The following is a 13,871-nucleotide window of genomic DNA, read 5'->3' on the forward strand; positions in this document are numbered from 1 at the left end:
ATTGCTACGGTGTGGTTCCGCACCTCATGGCATAAAACAAAGATCTCAGCCTGCGGCAGCTCCACAGGAAACGCCGTTTCCCGTGTAGAAGCTGCCGCAGGCTGCAATTTTTTGATCTTTCGAATCAATCGTTCAAGGCATTCAAAATCCGGTAAGCCACCTTGATCCGCTCCGCATTCGGATAATTCCTGTTGGCCAGAATCACGATGCCGATCTGCTTCTCGGGCACGTACGCAACGTACGCGCCGAAGCCGCTGGTGGAGCCGGTCTTGTTGAGCAGGGCGTTCTGCTGCGGCGCCTGCGGTGGGGTGATCCACTCCGTTGGCTGGGGTTCGAAGGCCATTTGCGCGGAGTTGCCGTCCAGCAATTGCTCAAGCTTGACCGGGTAGGGGTAGAGCTCCCAGCCCAGGCCCTGGGTCATGCTGCCGGCCTTGTAGTAACCGGTGTGGGTGGTGGCGATGGCCTGTTGGAGAGGTTTCTCCAGTTGGGCCGGTTGCAGGTTCGCCTCGACGTAGCGGATCAGGTCCGCCGCGCTGGTTTTCACCCCGTAGGCTTCCGAATCCAATGCTCCCGGGCCGACCCGCACCGGTTTGTCGTCCTTGTTGTAGCCCTGTGCGTAAAGGCTCATCTGGTCTTTCGGCACCTTGAGGAAGGTGTGCTTGAGGCCAAGTTTGGGCAGCAGGGTCTTTTCCATAACCTCATCGAACGGGGCGCCCAGGCTTTGTGCGGCCAGGTAGCCGAAGAGCCCGATGCTCGGGTTGGAATACTGGCGTTGGGTGCCGGGGGCGAAGGTCGGTTTCCAGTGCTGGAAGTAGCCGAGCATGGTGTCCGGCGTGTCGGCTTCGGCGGGGAATTGCAGGGGCAATCCGCCGGCGGAGTAGGTGCCCAGTTGCAGCACGCTGATGTTGTCGAACGCACTGCCGCGCAGCGCCGGCAGGACCTGGCTGGCCTTGGCCGACAGGTCCAGTTTGCCGCTGGCCTGGGCGTAGGCGGCGAGGGTGGCGGTGAAGGTCTTGCTCACCGAGCCGATCTCGAACAGGGTGTTTTCGCTGACGGCGCTGCCGGTTTCTTTCGAGGCGACACCGTAATTAAAGTAATGCGGTTGGCCTTTCACGGTGACGGCGATCGCCACGCCGGGGATCTGCTGTTCCTGCATCACAGGTTTCATGGCCGCATCGACGATGCCTTGCAGGCGATCGTCGGCCATGCACTGGCTGGCGCCGAGCAGGAGTAGGAAAGTGCTGTAGGACGAGAACTTGTTCAGGTTGAAACGAGACATGACGGAGTCACTTCCATGAGTTGTCGGGGAGCCGGGAGCAGGCAAATCTATGCAGTCTTTCGATGTGGGACAACCGATGATATTTTGCGCGAGCCATTAGAAAAATTAGGGAGTGGTCATGATCCGGCCGCAATTACCGCTCAATGCGCTGCGGGCTTTTGAAGCGTCGGCGCGGCACTTGAGTTTCACCCGGGCAGCGGTGGAATTATGCGTCACCCAGGCGGCGGTGAGTCATCAGGTCAAGGGGCTTGAATCGCAGTTGGGAGTGACTCTGTTCAAGCGTCTGCCTCGCGGCTTGATGCTGACCCGTGAAGGGGAAACCCTGCTGCCGGTGCTGTGCGAGTGCTTCGACCGGATCGCCGAAACCCTGGCCTGTTTTCAGGGCGGGCATTTGCGCGAAGTACTGACGGTCGGCGCGGTGGGGACCTTTGCCGTGGGCTGGCTGTTGCCGCGACTGGCGGACTTTCAGGCGAAACATCCGTTCATAGATTTGCGGCTGTCGACAAACAACAATCGGGTGGACGTCGCCGCCGAGGGCCTGGATTACGCCATTCGGTTCGGCGCCGGGGCCTGGCACGGGATCGAAGCGGTGCGCTTGATCGAGGCACCACTATCGGTGCTGTGCATCCCGGATATCGCGCGGCAAGTGCGCGAGCCTGCTGATCTGTTGCAGCAGACGCTGTTGCGGTCCTATCGCGCCGATGAATGGCCGGAGTGGTTTCAGGCGGCGGGGTTGTCGAATCTGGCGGTGTCGCCCCGCAGTATTGTTTTCGATTCGTCGCTGGCGATGATGGAGGCGGCCCAGCAGGGCGTGGGGGTGGCGTTGGCGCCGCCGCTGATGTTCTCGCGGCAACTGGCGGCGGATGCGATTTGCCAGCCGTTTCCGATTCATATCACCACGGGCAGTTACTGGCTGACCCGCTTGCAATCACGGCCGGAGACGTCGGCGATGGCTGCGTTCAAAAGTTGGCTGCTGACCCAATGATCCCCCCCTTTTTATGGCGTACCGCTCCCACAGGGGTTGTGGTGATCAGGCGCGGGCGGTCTGGATCAAAGGCCGCCTTTCCAGATTCAACGCCAGCACACTGATCAACACCACCACACCCCCCACCGCGACCATCAAGGTCGGCCGTTCCCCCAGGGTCATCGAGGCAATCGCCATCGCCGTCGGCGGCACCAGGTACAGCGTCATCGTCGCCCGACTCAAATCCACATGGGCCAGCACATACGCCCAGGCCAGATACGCCAGGGCGCTTGGAAAAATCCCCAGGGCAAACACCGCCAACTGCACCCGCACTGGCGCGTTCAGCACCTGCTCCATCAAACCCGGCAGGTAAATCAGCAGCAAAAACGTCCCCGACCAGACCGTGTAGCAAACCAGAGTCAGCCCGTCATAACGCCCGCTGTGGTGCTTCTGCAGGCCGAAGTACAGGCTCCAGGACAACGCCGCCAGCAGGATCAGCAAGCCATGGGCATCGATGCTGCCCAGCCCGCGATCGCCCGCCACCACAATCACCACGCCGATCAGGCCGAGGATCACGCAACCCCAGCGCCAGACGCTGACCCGATCCTTGAACACAAAACGCGCCAGCAGGGTGCTGAACAGCGGCGTGGTCTGCGCCAGCACGCTCGACGCCCCGGCACTCACACCCTGTTGGCCGAAGTTGATCGCCACGTGATGCAGGCTCACCGCGAAGAAACCCAGCCCCATCAACAGCGGTACATCGCGGAGTGTCGGCAGGCGAATGCCCTTGAACACCGCGACCAGTGCCATGAACAGCGACGCCAGAAGAAAGCGCGCCAGCGCCAGGTGCACGGGATCGTATGCCTGCAAGCCGATGTGGATGCCGCTCGGGGAGTAACCCCAGCAGGCGACCACGAAGGCCATGGCGAGGACGATTTTGACGGGCGAAGCGGGGGAGGGTGTCAGGGCGTTCATGGGGGGGCACCGGATGGCAGATGCACGAAGTATCCGAACTCGAATCATTCGCCACAACTGACTTATACTGCGCAAACCGTTCACTTTGAGTGATGCATATGGAGTTGTCGCAGATCCGCATGTTCAAGACCGTCGCCGAGGTCGGCAGCATCGCCCGCGCCGCCGAAGTGTTGCATTGCGTGCCGTCGAACATCACGGCGCGAATCAAGGCGCTGGAGGCGGAGCTGGGGGTGGCGCTGTTTCTGCGGGAGGGTCGCGGGCTGCGCATCAGCCCCTCGGGTCAGACCTTTCTGGCCTACGCCCTGAAAATCCTCGCCCTGACCGCCGAGGCCAAACGCGCGGTGGACCCGGCCGCCGAACCTTCCGGGCCGTTGCGCATCGGCGCCATCGAGTCCTCGGCCACCGGCCGCCTGCCGCGCCTGCTGGCGAAATTCCACAAGCGCTATCCGGCGGTGGCGCTGGAGCTGACCACCGGCGCCTGGGGCCAGCTGCTCGACGACACCCTCAACCATCGTCTGGACGGCGCGATCGTCGCCGTGGATGTGGAGCGCTCGCACCTCAAGCGCACGCCGATGTACCGCGAAGACCTGCTGCTGATCGCCTCGACCTCGCTGGGGCCGTTGCGCGACATCACCGATTTGCAGGACAAGACTGTCTTCATGTGGCCACAGGGCTGTCCGTACCGCGCGGCGCTGGAACATTGGTTGCTGCGCCAGGGGCAGGCGCTGCCGATTGTCAGCCTGGCCAGTTATGGCGCGATTGTCGGCTGCGTCAGCGCCGGAGCCGGCGTGGCGCTGGTGCCAAAGGGGGTGTTCGATCAGTACGCCAAGGGCGCTGGGTGCGTGGGGTATGAATTTGCGGAGCTGACGGCGATCGACAATTTGTTCTACTGGCATGAGAACGCCGGGGTGCATCCGGCGCGGGAGGCGTTTGTGGCGATGTTGCGGGAGGAGTTTGCCTGACCACGGTGTGCTTTGTGTCTGCCTGAACACGATCTGCTTTGTGTAGGAGCTGCCGAAGGCTGCGATCTTTTGATCTTCAAAAATCAAAAGATCGCAGCCTTCGGCAGCTCCTACAAGGGATCAGGCTATGCCGATGTCTCTCATCAGCAGGCCAAAATCGAGATCCACGGCATCCGGAATCGGCAGATACACCGTATGTCCATCCCCTGGCGCCACATCAATCGGCTCGCCCTTGGCGTTCTGCAGCTGATGCAGATCGAAATGGAAATTCCCCTTGGGCGTCATCAACTCCATGTGATCGCCCAAACCGAATCGGTTCTTCACCTTCACCTCCGCCAGCCGATCCCGCCGCTCACCGGTCAATTCACCGACAAACTGCTGGCGCTCCGACACCGAACTGCCGTTCTGGTAATTCTGATACTCGTCATGCACATGCCGCCGCAAAAAGCCCTCGGTGTAGCCACGCTGGGCAAGCGACTCAAGATCGGTCATCAAACTGCGATCAAACTCGCGACCCGCCACCGCATCGTCAATCGCCCGACGATAAACCTGGGTCGTCCGCGCGCAGTAAAAGTGCGACTTGGTCCTTCCTTCGATCTTCAGCGAATGCACGCCCATTTGCGTCAATCGCTCGACATGCTGCACGGCTCGCAAATCCTTGGCGTTCATGATGTAGGTGCCGTGTTCGTCTTCGAAGGCCGGCATCAATTCGCCAGGGCGATTGGCCTCCTGCAGCAGGAACAGCTGCTCGGTCGGCGCGCCGATGCCCAGGGTCGGTTCCGGCTGATACGGCTGGACGATCTCGCCGACCTGGTTTTCGGTCGCGGTCTGCGCCGAATATTTCCAGCGGCAGGCGTTGGTGCAACTGCCCTGGTTGGCGTCGCGCTTGTTCATGTAGCCCGACAACAGGCAACGGCCGGAATACGCCATGCACAACGCACCGTGGACGAACACCTCAAGCTCCATGGCCGGGACTTCGCGGCGGATCTCGGCGATTTCCTCAAGGGACAGCTCCCGGGACAGGATCACCCGGCTCAGGCCCTGTTGCTGCCAGAACTCGACACTCGCCCAGTTCACCGTGTTGGCCTGCACCGACAGGTGAATCGGCGTCTGCGGGTAATGCCGGCGAACGAGCATGATCAGGCCGGGATCGGACATGATCAGCGCATCGGGGGCCATGGCGATGATGGGCGCCAGGTCCTTGAGGAAGGTCTTGAGCTTGGCGTTGTGCGGCGCGATGTTGACCACCACGTAGAAGCGCTTGCCCTGAGCCTGGGCCTCGCGGATACCGAGGGCGAGGTTGGCATGGTCAAACTCGTTGTTGCGCACCCGCAGGCTGTAGCGCGGCTGGCCGGCGTAGACCGCATCGGCGCCGTAGGCGAAGGCGTAACGCATGTTTTTCAGGGTGCCGGCGGGGGCGAGCAATTCGGGGGCGATGAGGTTCATGGCGGGCCAGGTCGCAAAAGCCGCGCAGTGTATACGCCTTGCCCCGAGGATTTATTGATCTGGATCTATGCTTGTTGCACAAAGCGATGGCACTCGCGCGAGCGGTTGTGGCCTAAGCATCAAGGCGCACGCGGGCGTTGCGGCGCATTGGCGTGGATCGGACATGAACGAAGAAACCGTACAAAACAAGTCCCTGACAATTGTGCTGGGCGTGGTGAGCGCCGCCTTCATCTGGATTCTGCTGCCGTTCTACGGCGCGGTGTTCTGGGCGGTGATTCTCGGGATCCTGTTCGCCCCCATGCAACGGCGGCTGCAACTCAAGCTCGGCTGGCAGCGCAACCTCACGTCGTTGCTCACGCTGAGCATCTGCCTGGTGATCGCCATTCTCCCGGTGATCATCATCAGCATCCTGCTGGTCCAGGAGGGGGCGGCGGTTTACCAGCGCATCGAGAACGGCGAGCTGGACATCGCCGGCTATGTCCAGCAGTTCAAACACAGCCTGCCGCCGTATTTCCAGCACATGCTCGATCGCCTGGGGCTCGGCGGGCTGGAGGCGATGCGCGAAAAGATCATCAAAAGTGCGGTCACAGGCGGCCAGGTGCTGGCGACACAGGTCTTCAGCTTCGGCCAAGGCACGTTCGAGTTCATCGTCAGCTTTTTCATCATGCTGTATCTGCTGTTCTTTTTTCTGCGCGACGGCGCCGATCTCGCGCGCCGGGTGCGCGCTGCCGTGCCGCTGGAGGAGCAGCAGAAACGTCGTCTGCAACTCAAGTTCAACCGCGTGGTGCGGGCCACCGTCAAAGGCAACCTGCTGGTGGCGATCACCCAGGGCGCGCTGGGCGGGGCAATTTTCTGGTTTCTGGACATTCCCAGTGCGTTGCTCTGGGCGGTGCTGATGGCATTCCTGTCGTTGTTGCCAGCGGTCGGCGCGGGGATCGTCTGGGCGCCGGTGGCAGCCTTCTTTCTGTTCACCGGAGCGGTCTGGCAGGGCGTGGTGCTGGGGCTGTTCGGGGTGTTTGTGATCGGTCTGGTGGATAACGTGCTGCGCCCGATCCTGGTGGGCAAGGACACGAAGATGCCGGACTACATGATCCTGATCTCGACCCTGGGGGGCCTGGCGATTTTCGGTCTGAACGGCTTTGTCATCGGCCCGCTGATCGCGGCGCTGTTCATGTCGAGCTGGGACATTTTCCTGGAAACCAAGCCGCGGGTTCAGCTGCCTTAGGCGCTGAGCTTGCCGGCGTGTTCCGAGGTGTAGCGTTGCGACATGGCCTGGGCTGCCGGCAGCGAGGTGAGCGGGCCGCTGACCTGTTCGCCATCGAGCACCAGATACCAGCAGGCCAGCAGGCCCGATGCTCTGAGCGTTGCGGGAACGGCGCTGCCGACTACGGACATGATCTGAACTTGGGACATTTCGGGCTCTCCATCAATCTATGGAGATACCTTACGAGCCCGGCGAAATTTCCGACAATCACCGTTTTCGATAGTGGTCATTGACGCCGTTGAGGCATTGCGACCGTCTGTCGCTCAGTCGACCACCTGATCGAGCATATGCACCACTTCACGCTCGTTGAGCAGGCCCTTGCGCACCAGATTCTGGGTCAGCAGCGAGAGGAACTTGGCCGTTCGATGGCCTTCCAGCTGCTTGAGCTCGGTGAGGGTGTTGTACACCTTGCTCGAGGTGCACAGACCGACAATGTGGTGCGGGTTCTGTGTGGGCATGGGGGCGTCCTTGTTGTAAGTAACCTGTTGTTGGCGGACAGGCTCAAGCTTGCGGATCCGACATGACACCAATATGACCGTTTGCACGGGCGAAACTGTCCCGATAGCGACACCGACGAGAGGTATCCAGACCAAACCCGACGAACGGTTGTGATAGTCCTGTGGGAGCGAACCTGCTCGCGATGGTCGTCAACGATAACGTTGGGTATCTGATACCCCGCGATGTCCGGGCGTTCATCGCGAGCAGGCTCGCTCCCACAAGGATCTCGCACAATAAAAAGCCCCGCCATTTCCGGCGGGGCTTTTGTGCCTGCTACCTGTCAGTAGTGACCATACCCACGGCCGTAGTAACCGCGAGGCGGGCCGTAGTAGCCGCGGGGCGGTCCGTAGTAGACCGGAGCCGGGCGGTAGTAGATCGGTTGCTGCACGTACACCGGCGCCGGCTGGTAATAGACCGGTGGCGGCGGTGGTGCGTAGTAGACCGGTGGTGGCGCCGCATAGACAGGCTGCGGTGCGACGTAGACCGGCCGGTTGGCGTTGATGAGTGCCGAGCCGACGATGGCCGAGCCAACGATCGCGCCAAAGACCGCCGGGCCTTCCCAACCGCCACCGCCGTGTGCTTCTGCCTGCCCTGCGATAGCCAGAGCGCCGATCAGCAAGGCAACTGTGGGGATTTTACGGATCATGATAATTCCTCGGTTCTTCGACCCGGCGCTTGGCTCTGCAATAGACCCATGGATCGTCGCGGGGATACTTCTAAGACAGCGTTTTTCTGAAAATCAGCACAGCTGCAAGGTAAATTTTGTGTAAGGTCTGTACCGGCTCGTTTACCGACGTTCAATCCGGCATTCGGGCTCGGGAATATGATCGAACAGAACACGATGGGCTGGCTAATCCCGTCCATCTGAAAGTGCATTGCAAGGAGATTCACATGCAGATGAACCCCGACCGAAACACCCAGCTATGCATGTCGCTCTCCGGGCGCCCCGGCAATTTTGGCCTGCGGTTTCACAATTACCTGTATGAACAACTGGGCCTGAATTTCTACTACAAGGCCTTCAGCAGCCAGGACTTGCCGGGCGCGGTGGGCGGCATCCGTGCCTTGGGCATTCGCGGTTGCGGTGTGTCGATGCCGTTCAAGGAAGCCTGCATCGCGCTGGTGGACGAAATGGACGCATCGGCCGCGGCGATTCAATCGATCAATACCATCGTCAATACCGACGGCCACCTCAAGGCCTACAACACCGACTACATCGCCGTCGCCCAGCTGCTGGAGACCCACGCGGTGCCCAAGGACGTGACCTTCGCCCTGCGCGGCAGCGGCGGCATGGGCAAGGCCGTGGCCAGCGCCTTGCGTGACGGCGGCTACAAAAACGGCCTGATCGTGGCGCGAAACGAAGCGGCGGGGCGTGCCCTGGCGGATTCGCTGGGCTACGAATGGCAGGCGGAACTGGGTAAGCGTCGGCCGCAGATGCTGGTCAACGTGACGCCCGTGGGGATGGACGGCGGACCCGAGGCCGGGCAACTGGCGTTCGAGGCAGACGTCATCAAGACAGCGGATATCATCTTCGATGTGGTGGCGATTCCCTCGGAAACGCCGATGATCGTGCGCGGTCGGGCCGAGGGCAAGAAGGTGATTACCGGGCTCGAGGTGATCGCGATCCAGGCGCTGGAGCAGTTTGTGCTGTACACCGGTGTGCGGCCGACGGATGAGCAGTTTCAGAAGGCGGTGGCGTTTGCGCGGGCAGGCTGAACTTGCACCAGCGCCTACAGTAAACGGTTTACACAGTGATCGAGGTCTCTATGCACCCTCCGATTCTCAATCTGGATCAGGTCGTACTGGAACCCTTGCCCGAAGCGTTCGCCCCGACCGGTGAAACCGCCGGTCGTTACCAACAGCGCCAGGCGCTCATTGGTCAGCAACTGGGCGCGCAGAAGCTGGGTTACCGCCTTTATGTGCTGGAGCCGGGAATGCGTGGCAGCCCGTTCCACAGTCACCGGGTCAATGAAGAGATGTTCTATGTGGTGGTCGGGCGGGGTGAAGTGCGCCTGGGCGCCGAGCGCTTCGCGATCCGCGCCGGTGACGTGATTGCCTGCCCGCCGGGTGGTCCGGAACAGGCGCATCAGATCATCAATACCAGTGATGCCGAGTTGCGCTATCTGGCGATCAGTACCCAGCAATCGCCGGAGATCTGCGAATACCCGGATTCCGGGAAGTATGCGGTGATGGATGATTTCAAGGTCGATGCCGAGGGCAATGCCTCGGGATTCGTCGCCGTGGCGCGGCAGGAGGAGGGTGTCGATTATTGGGAGGGTGAGTAGTCAGCTGGTTGTTGTGTTGTATGTACCGGCCTCTTCGCGGGCAAGCCCGCTCCCACAGTGGGCGATGGTGTTCACATATTATGTGATCAACACAAAACCCTGTGGGAGCGAGCTTGCCCGCGAAGAGGCCGGTACATCCAGCATCAATGCACCGGCAAACCACTTTATTCCAACCGCGCCAACCGCTCCTCCAGCGCCGCAATCCGCGCCTCCAGCTCTTCGATCCGCTCCACCGAAACCCCGCCCCCGCCACTGCGCTCCACCGGATTCTGCCGCGCCGCCATGATCGCCTCGGCATCCGCCGGATCACCCATGGCATGGGTGTAACGGTCCTCGCGCTGGCCCGCCTGGCGCGGAATCAGTACCGCCAACCCACGAGCGATCAGGCGTTCAAGCTGGTGCACTACCTGTTCGGTATCTTCGAATTCATGCATGCGCCCGCTGCGGGTCAGCAGTTCGTTGACCGTCTGCGGGCCGCGCAGAAACATCAGTCCGGTCAGGATCACCTGGGCCGGCACCAGCTCCAGGGCCTTGTCGACCTTGTGCTCCCAACGGTCGGCGCGGCTACCCATCACCAGTTTGGCGAAGCCGCGGCCTTCGAGGGCGCGCAGGCTCTGGCCGACCTGGCCCGGGGTCAGGTTCATCACCGGTTCCCGGCTGGTTTTCTGGTTGCAGGCGATCACCAGGGCATTGAGGGTCAGCGGATAGGATTCCGGGCTGGTGGCCTGTTTTTCGATCAGGGAACCGAGAATGCGGATTTCGGTGCTGTTGAGGCGCGGTTCGTCGAAGGTGGTTTCTTGCTCGGTGCTCACAGTGTCTTGAACCTCACTAACGGTTGATCTGGAAAATCACGGCTAATAAGACCTCGTTCAACGAGGTTAGTCGAGCATTGCCTGCATGCAGGCCTTGAATGCAGGCGGCATCGCCCATTCGGACTAGGCAAGGCTAACGATTCTGCCACATCTCCCCACCGCCAAACTCGCTGCTCAAAGGGGGCGTCGTTTCTCGTGCGCCCCGTCCAACGAGCAGAAGGCGCCGCGATGGAGTTTGCATTCAGCGACGAACAGGAAATGATCCGCGAATCGGCCGAGGGCTTCCTCGCCGATGTCTCGGATTCTGCCGCCGTACGCGCGGCCATGGTCAGTGAACGGGGTTTCGATGAAGCCCTCTGGCAGCGTTTGTGCCAGGAGATGTACTGGCCGGCGATCCACATCCCCGAAACCTACGGCGGCCTGGGCCTGGGCTTTGTCGAATTGGCGATCCTGCTGGAACAGATGGGCCGACGCCTCTTGTGCTCGCCGTTTTTCGCCACCGCCTGCATGGCCACGCCGGCCCTGTTGCTGGCCGGCAATCAGCAACAGAAACAGCACTGGCTGCCGCAGATCGCCGACGGCAGCGTCACCGCGACCCTGGCCTTCAGCAGCGCCAACGGCTGGGCGGCCGACGACGTGCAGGCCACGGTGGTCGCCGAAGGTGACGGGTTTGTTCTCGATGGCACCCTCAAGCACGTACTCGACGGCCACGGCGCCGACCTGCTGATCGTTGCCGCGCGCCTGCCTGGCTCCAGCGGCGAGGAGGGCATCAGCCTGTTTGCGGTCAAGGCCGATCAGGCCGGCATCGAACGGCAAATGCTGCCGACCATGGACCAGACCCGGCGTCAGGCGCGAATTCAACTCGATGGCCTGTACCTTTCAGCCGACTGCCTGCTGGGCGAAGCGGGCCAGGGCTGGCCGGTGCTGGAGCAGGTGCTGCAACTGGCCTGCGTGGGCCTGGCCGCCGAGCAGACCGGCGGCGCGCAACAGGTGCTCGACCTCAGCGTGGCCTACATGCAGGAGCGCCAGCAGTTCGGCCGTCCCATCGCCAGTTTCCAGGCCCTCAAGCACCGTGCCGCGGACATGATGCTGCAAGTCGAATGCGCGCGTTCGGCCAGCTATTACGCGGCCTGCGTGGCCCAGGAAGTCCTTGACCCTGAGGGTGATCCGCAGGTCGCCAGCGAGCTGCCGCTGGCGGCGGCGCTGGCCAAGGCGCAGTGCTCGGAAAGCTATTTCCACTGCGCATCCGAATCGATCCAGCTACACGGCGGCGTCGGTTTCACCTGGGAATACGACCCGCACCTCTACTTCAAACGCGCCCGTGCCAGCGAAAGCTTCCTCGGGCTGCCGGCCTGGCATCGCGAGCGGATTGCCACGGTGATTCTCGGGGAGCAGCCATGAAAATCAGTTTCAGCGAGCAGGACGAACGCTTCCGCCAGGAAGTCGCCGACTGGATGAGCGCCAACCTTTGCGGCGAGTTCGAGGCCCTGCGCTTTCGTGGCGGACCGGGGGACGAGCACATGTTTCCCGAGGAACGCAAAGCCTGGGAACGCAAACTCGCCGAGGGTGGCTGGACCTGTGTCGGCTGGGCGCCGGAGCATGGCGGGCGCGGCTTGTCGATCACCCGTCAGGTGATTTTCCACGAAGAGTACGCCCGCGCCGGCGGCCCCGGACGCATGGGGCATATCGGCGAAGGCCTGGCCGGGCCGACCATCGCGACCTTCGGCACCGCCGAGCAGCAACAGCGTTTCCTGCCGGGGATCGTCAGCGGCAACGAGTTCTGGTGCCAGGGTTACTCCGAACCGGGAGCGGGTTCGGACCTGGCCAACGTCAAGACCCGCGCCGTGCTGGACGAGTCGACCGGGCAGTGGCTGATCAGCGGCCAGAAAGTCTGGACTTCCCTGGCCCATGAGTCGGACTGGTGTTTTGTCATCGCCCGCACTGAACCTGGCAGCGTGGGCCATCGCGGCCTGTCGTTCCTGCTGGTGCCGATGGCCCAGGCACAGATCACTGTGCGACCCATCGAGCAACTGACCGGCACCTCGGAATTCAACGAAGTGTTCTTCGACGATGCCCGCACCGACGCGGCCAACATCATCGGCGCGCCAGGCGATGGCTGGAAGATCGCCATGGCGCTGCTGGGCTTCGAGCGCGGTGTGTCGACCCTCGGCCAGCAGATGCAGTTTCAGAATGAGCTGAACGAAATCATCGCCATCGCCAGGGCCAACGGCGCCGACCGCGATCCGATCCTGCGCCAGCGCCTGGCCGAAGCCTGGGGCGGGCTGCGGATCATGCGCTACAACTCGCTGCGCATGCTCTCGGGCAGCCAGGACGGTTCACTGCGCAAGGAGGCGACCATCTACAAACTGTTCTGGTCGACCTGGCATGCCAGCCTCGGCAAGTTGGCGATGGACGTGCTCGGCCCGCAGGCCGAATTGCTCGAAGCCGGCCCTTATCAACTGACCCGATTGCAGTCGCTGTACCTGTTCAGCCGCGCCGACACCCTCTACGGCGGCAGCAACGAAATCCAGCGCAACATCATAGCCGAGCGCGCCTTGGGAATGCCCAAGGAGCCGCGCCCGCGCGCCTGAAAGGAGAGAGTTCATGTCTGTACCTCAATATGTCGAAGGGCGCGGCCTGCTGCGCGGCAAGTCGGTGCTGATCACCGCGGCGGCGGGGGCGGGGATCGGTTTTTCCGCTGCGGTGCGCGCCGCCGAAGAGGGCTGTCGCGCGCTGATGATCAGCGATATCCACGAAGGCCGGCTGGCCGAGGCGGTGCTGAAAATCCGTGAAACCACCGGCCTGCAGGCGGTGTTCGGCCAGGTGTGCAATGTCACCGACGAAGCCCAGGTGCAACAGCTGATCGCCTGTGCCGAACGTGAGCTGCAAGGGGTCGATGTGCTGATCAACAACGCGGGCCTTGGCGGCTCGCGCTTGCTGGTGGAAATGGCCGACGAGGAATGGCACCGGGTCATCGACGTGACGCTCACCGGCACCATGCGCATGACCCGCGCCATGCTGCCGAAAATGATCGAGCGTCGCGCCGGAGTCATCGTCAACAACGCCTCGGTGCTGGGCTGGCGTGCGCAGAAGGAGCAATCCCACTACGCCGCCGCCAAGGCCGGGGTGATGGCCCTGACTCGCTGCGCGGCGGTGGAAGCCGCCGAACATGGCATCCGCATCAACGCGGTCAGCCCGAGCATCGCCCTGCACGATTTCCTGCGCAAATCCGCGCCCCAGGCCGTGCTCGACAAACTGGCGGCCAACGAAGCGTTCGGGCGTGCCGCCGAAGTCTGGGAAGTGGCCAACGTGATGATGTTCCTGGCCAGTGACTACAGCTCCTACATGACCGGCGAAGTGTTGTCGGTGTCCAGCCAGAGGGCTTGAAG

General features: G+C 62.4%; 15 protein-coding genes. 8 read left to right on the top strand and 7 right to left on the bottom strand.

The window, feature by feature from the left end; all coding sequences use genetic code 11:
* Positions 1-124: 124 nt before the first annotated feature.
* A complete protein-coding gene (gene ampC, locus HNO86_RS27385) occupies positions 125-1,207 on the bottom strand; it encodes a class C beta-lactamase (RefSeq protein WP_372242569.1) in 1,083 nt (360 codons plus the stop codon).
* Between the two features lie 190 nt (positions 1,208-1,397).
* On the opposite strand from ampC, the gene HNO86_RS27390 reads away from it, so the two are divergent.
* Positions 1,398-2,264, top strand: a complete 867-nt coding sequence (locus HNO86_RS27390) for a LysR family transcriptional regulator (protein WP_175380052.1) — start codon at positions 1,398-1,400, stop codon at positions 2,262-2,264.
* A 45-nt stretch (positions 2,265-2,309) separates the two neighbouring features.
* Here HNO86_RS27390 and HNO86_RS27395 read toward each other — a convergent pair whose 3' ends face one another.
* Positions 2,310-3,218 (bottom strand): DMT family transporter, encoded by a 909-nt coding sequence (locus HNO86_RS27395; RefSeq protein ID WP_175380053.1) that lies wholly within the window; start codon positions 3,216-3,218, stop codon positions 2,310-2,312.
* 98 nt (positions 3,219-3,316) lie between these two features.
* On the opposite strand from HNO86_RS27395, the gene HNO86_RS27400 reads away from it, so the two are divergent.
* On the top strand, positions 3,317-4,180 hold the full coding sequence (locus tag HNO86_RS27400; RefSeq protein ID WP_175380054.1) for a LysR family transcriptional regulator: 864 nt from the start codon (positions 3,317-3,319) through the stop codon (positions 4,178-4,180).
* A 120-nt stretch (positions 4,181-4,300) separates the two neighbouring features.
* On the opposite strand, the gene yegQ is transcribed toward HNO86_RS27400, so the two are convergent.
* Positions 4,301-5,626, bottom strand: coding sequence for a tRNA 5-hydroxyuridine modification protein YegQ (gene yegQ / locus HNO86_RS27405; protein ID WP_175380055.1), 1,326 nt, complete (start codon positions 5,624-5,626; stop codon positions 4,301-4,303).
* A 163-nt stretch (positions 5,627-5,789) separates the two neighbouring features.
* Here yegQ and HNO86_RS27410 point away from each other — a divergent pair, with 163 nt between their 5' ends.
* On the top strand, positions 5,790-6,851 hold the full coding sequence (locus HNO86_RS27410) for an AI-2E family transporter (RefSeq protein ID WP_175380056.1): 1,062 nt from the start codon (positions 5,790-5,792) through the stop codon (positions 6,849-6,851).
* Here the strand turns inward: HNO86_RS27410 and HNO86_RS27415 are convergent.
* From HNO86_RS27415 to HNO86_RS27425, 3 genes are all read right to left on the bottom strand, one after another.
* Complete coding sequence (locus HNO86_RS27415; RefSeq protein WP_175380057.1) at positions 6,848-7,039, bottom strand: hypothetical protein; 192 nt, start codon at positions 7,037-7,039, stop codon at positions 6,848-6,850. The genes HNO86_RS27410 and HNO86_RS27415 overlap by 4 nt on opposite strands.
* Before the next feature lie 114 nt (positions 7,040-7,153).
* The gene (locus HNO86_RS27420) at positions 7,154-7,348 is read right to left on the bottom strand and encodes a hypothetical protein (protein WP_175380058.1); all 195 of its coding nucleotides are present in this window, start codon (positions 7,346-7,348) and stop codon (positions 7,154-7,156) included.
* 320 nt (positions 7,349-7,668) lie between these two features.
* Positions 7,669-8,034, bottom strand: coding sequence for a hypothetical protein (locus tag HNO86_RS27425; protein ID WP_175380059.1), 366 nt, complete (start codon positions 8,032-8,034; stop codon positions 7,669-7,671).
* A gap of 245 nt (positions 8,035-8,279) precedes the next feature.
* Here HNO86_RS27425 and HNO86_RS27430 point away from each other — a divergent pair, with 245 nt between their 5' ends.
* Both HNO86_RS27430 and HNO86_RS27435 read left to right on the top strand, forming a co-directional pair.
* The gene (locus HNO86_RS27430) at positions 8,280-9,101 is read left to right on the top strand and encodes a shikimate 5-dehydrogenase (RefSeq protein WP_175380060.1); all 822 of its coding nucleotides are present in this window, start codon (positions 8,280-8,282) and stop codon (positions 9,099-9,101) included.
* A gap of 50 nt (positions 9,102-9,151) precedes the next feature.
* Positions 9,152-9,670 (top strand): cupin domain-containing protein, encoded by a 519-nt coding sequence (locus HNO86_RS27435; RefSeq protein WP_175380061.1) that lies wholly within the window; start codon positions 9,152-9,154, stop codon positions 9,668-9,670.
* A 164-nt stretch (positions 9,671-9,834) separates the two neighbouring features.
* Here HNO86_RS27435 and HNO86_RS27440 read toward each other — a convergent pair whose 3' ends face one another.
* Positions 9,835-10,482 (bottom strand): DUF480 domain-containing protein, encoded by a 648-nt coding sequence (locus HNO86_RS27440; protein WP_175380062.1) that lies wholly within the window; start codon positions 10,480-10,482, stop codon positions 9,835-9,837.
* A gap of 228 nt (positions 10,483-10,710) precedes the next feature.
* Between HNO86_RS27440 and HNO86_RS27445 the strand changes: the two genes are divergently transcribed.
* From HNO86_RS27445 to HNO86_RS27455, 3 genes are read left to right on the top strand one after another with little or no spacing between them, the layout of a single operon-like run.
* Positions 10,711-11,883, top strand: coding sequence for an acyl-CoA dehydrogenase family protein (locus tag HNO86_RS27445; protein ID WP_175380063.1), 1,173 nt, complete (start codon positions 10,711-10,713; stop codon positions 11,881-11,883).
* The gene (locus tag HNO86_RS27450; RefSeq protein ID WP_175380064.1) at positions 11,880-13,073 is read left to right on the top strand and encodes an acyl-CoA dehydrogenase family protein; all 1,194 of its coding nucleotides are present in this window, start codon (positions 11,880-11,882) and stop codon (positions 13,071-13,073) included. Before HNO86_RS27445 ends, HNO86_RS27450 begins: the two co-directional genes overlap by 4 nt.
* Positions 13,074-13,086: 13 nt before the next feature.
* The gene (locus HNO86_RS27455) at positions 13,087-13,869 is read left to right on the top strand and encodes an SDR family oxidoreductase (RefSeq protein WP_175380065.1); all 783 of its coding nucleotides are present in this window, start codon (positions 13,087-13,089) and stop codon (positions 13,867-13,869) included.
* The last annotated feature ends 2 nt before the right edge of the window (positions 13,870-13,871 follow it).

The organism is Pseudomonas sp. C1C7, from assembly GCF_013359595.1.
GTDB lineage: Bacteria > Pseudomonadota > Gammaproteobacteria > Pseudomonadales > Pseudomonadaceae > Aquipseudomonas.

Excerpts from the sequence above, each read along its gene's own strand:
- ampC (WP_372242569.1), bottom strand. The coding sequence starts at position 1,207 with ATGGCCGACGATCGCCTGCAAGGCATCGTCGATGCGGCCATGAAACCT.
- HNO86_RS27390 (WP_175380052.1), top strand. The coding sequence starts at position 1,398 with ATGATCCGGCCGCAATTACCGCTCAATGCGCTGCGGGCTTTTGAAGCG.
- HNO86_RS27395 (WP_175380053.1), bottom strand. The coding sequence starts at position 3,218 with ATGAACGCCCTGACACCCTCCCCCGCTTCGCCCGTCAAAATCGTCCTC.
- HNO86_RS27400 (WP_175380054.1), top strand. The coding sequence starts at position 3,317 with ATGGAGTTGTCGCAGATCCGCATGTTCAAGACCGTCGCCGAGGTCGGC.
- yegQ (WP_175380055.1), bottom strand. The coding sequence starts at position 5,626 with ATGAACCTCATCGCCCCCGAATTGCTCGCCCCCGCCGGCACCCTGAAA.
- HNO86_RS27410 (WP_175380056.1), top strand. The coding sequence starts at position 5,790 with ATGAACGAAGAAACCGTACAAAACAAGTCCCTGACAATTGTGCTGGGC.
- HNO86_RS27415 (WP_175380057.1), bottom strand. The coding sequence starts at position 7,039 with ATGTCCCAAGTTCAGATCATGTCCGTAGTCGGCAGCGCCGTTCCCGCA.
- HNO86_RS27420 (WP_175380058.1), bottom strand. The coding sequence starts at position 7,348 with ATGCCCACACAGAACCCGCACCACATTGTCGGTCTGTGCACCTCGAGC.
- HNO86_RS27425 (WP_175380059.1), bottom strand. The coding sequence starts at position 8,034 with ATGATCCGTAAAATCCCCACAGTTGCCTTGCTGATCGGCGCTCTGGCT.
- HNO86_RS27430 (WP_175380060.1), top strand. The coding sequence starts at position 8,280 with ATGCAGATGAACCCCGACCGAAACACCCAGCTATGCATGTCGCTCTCC.
- HNO86_RS27435 (WP_175380061.1), top strand. The coding sequence starts at position 9,152 with ATGCACCCTCCGATTCTCAATCTGGATCAGGTCGTACTGGAACCCTTG.
- HNO86_RS27445 (WP_175380063.1), top strand. The coding sequence starts at position 10,711 with ATGGAGTTTGCATTCAGCGACGAACAGGAAATGATCCGCGAATCGGCC.
- HNO86_RS27450 (WP_175380064.1), top strand. The coding sequence starts at position 11,880 with ATGAAAATCAGTTTCAGCGAGCAGGACGAACGCTTCCGCCAGGAAGTC.
- HNO86_RS27455 (WP_175380065.1), top strand. The coding sequence starts at position 13,087 with ATGTCTGTACCTCAATATGTCGAAGGGCGCGGCCTGCTGCGCGGCAAG.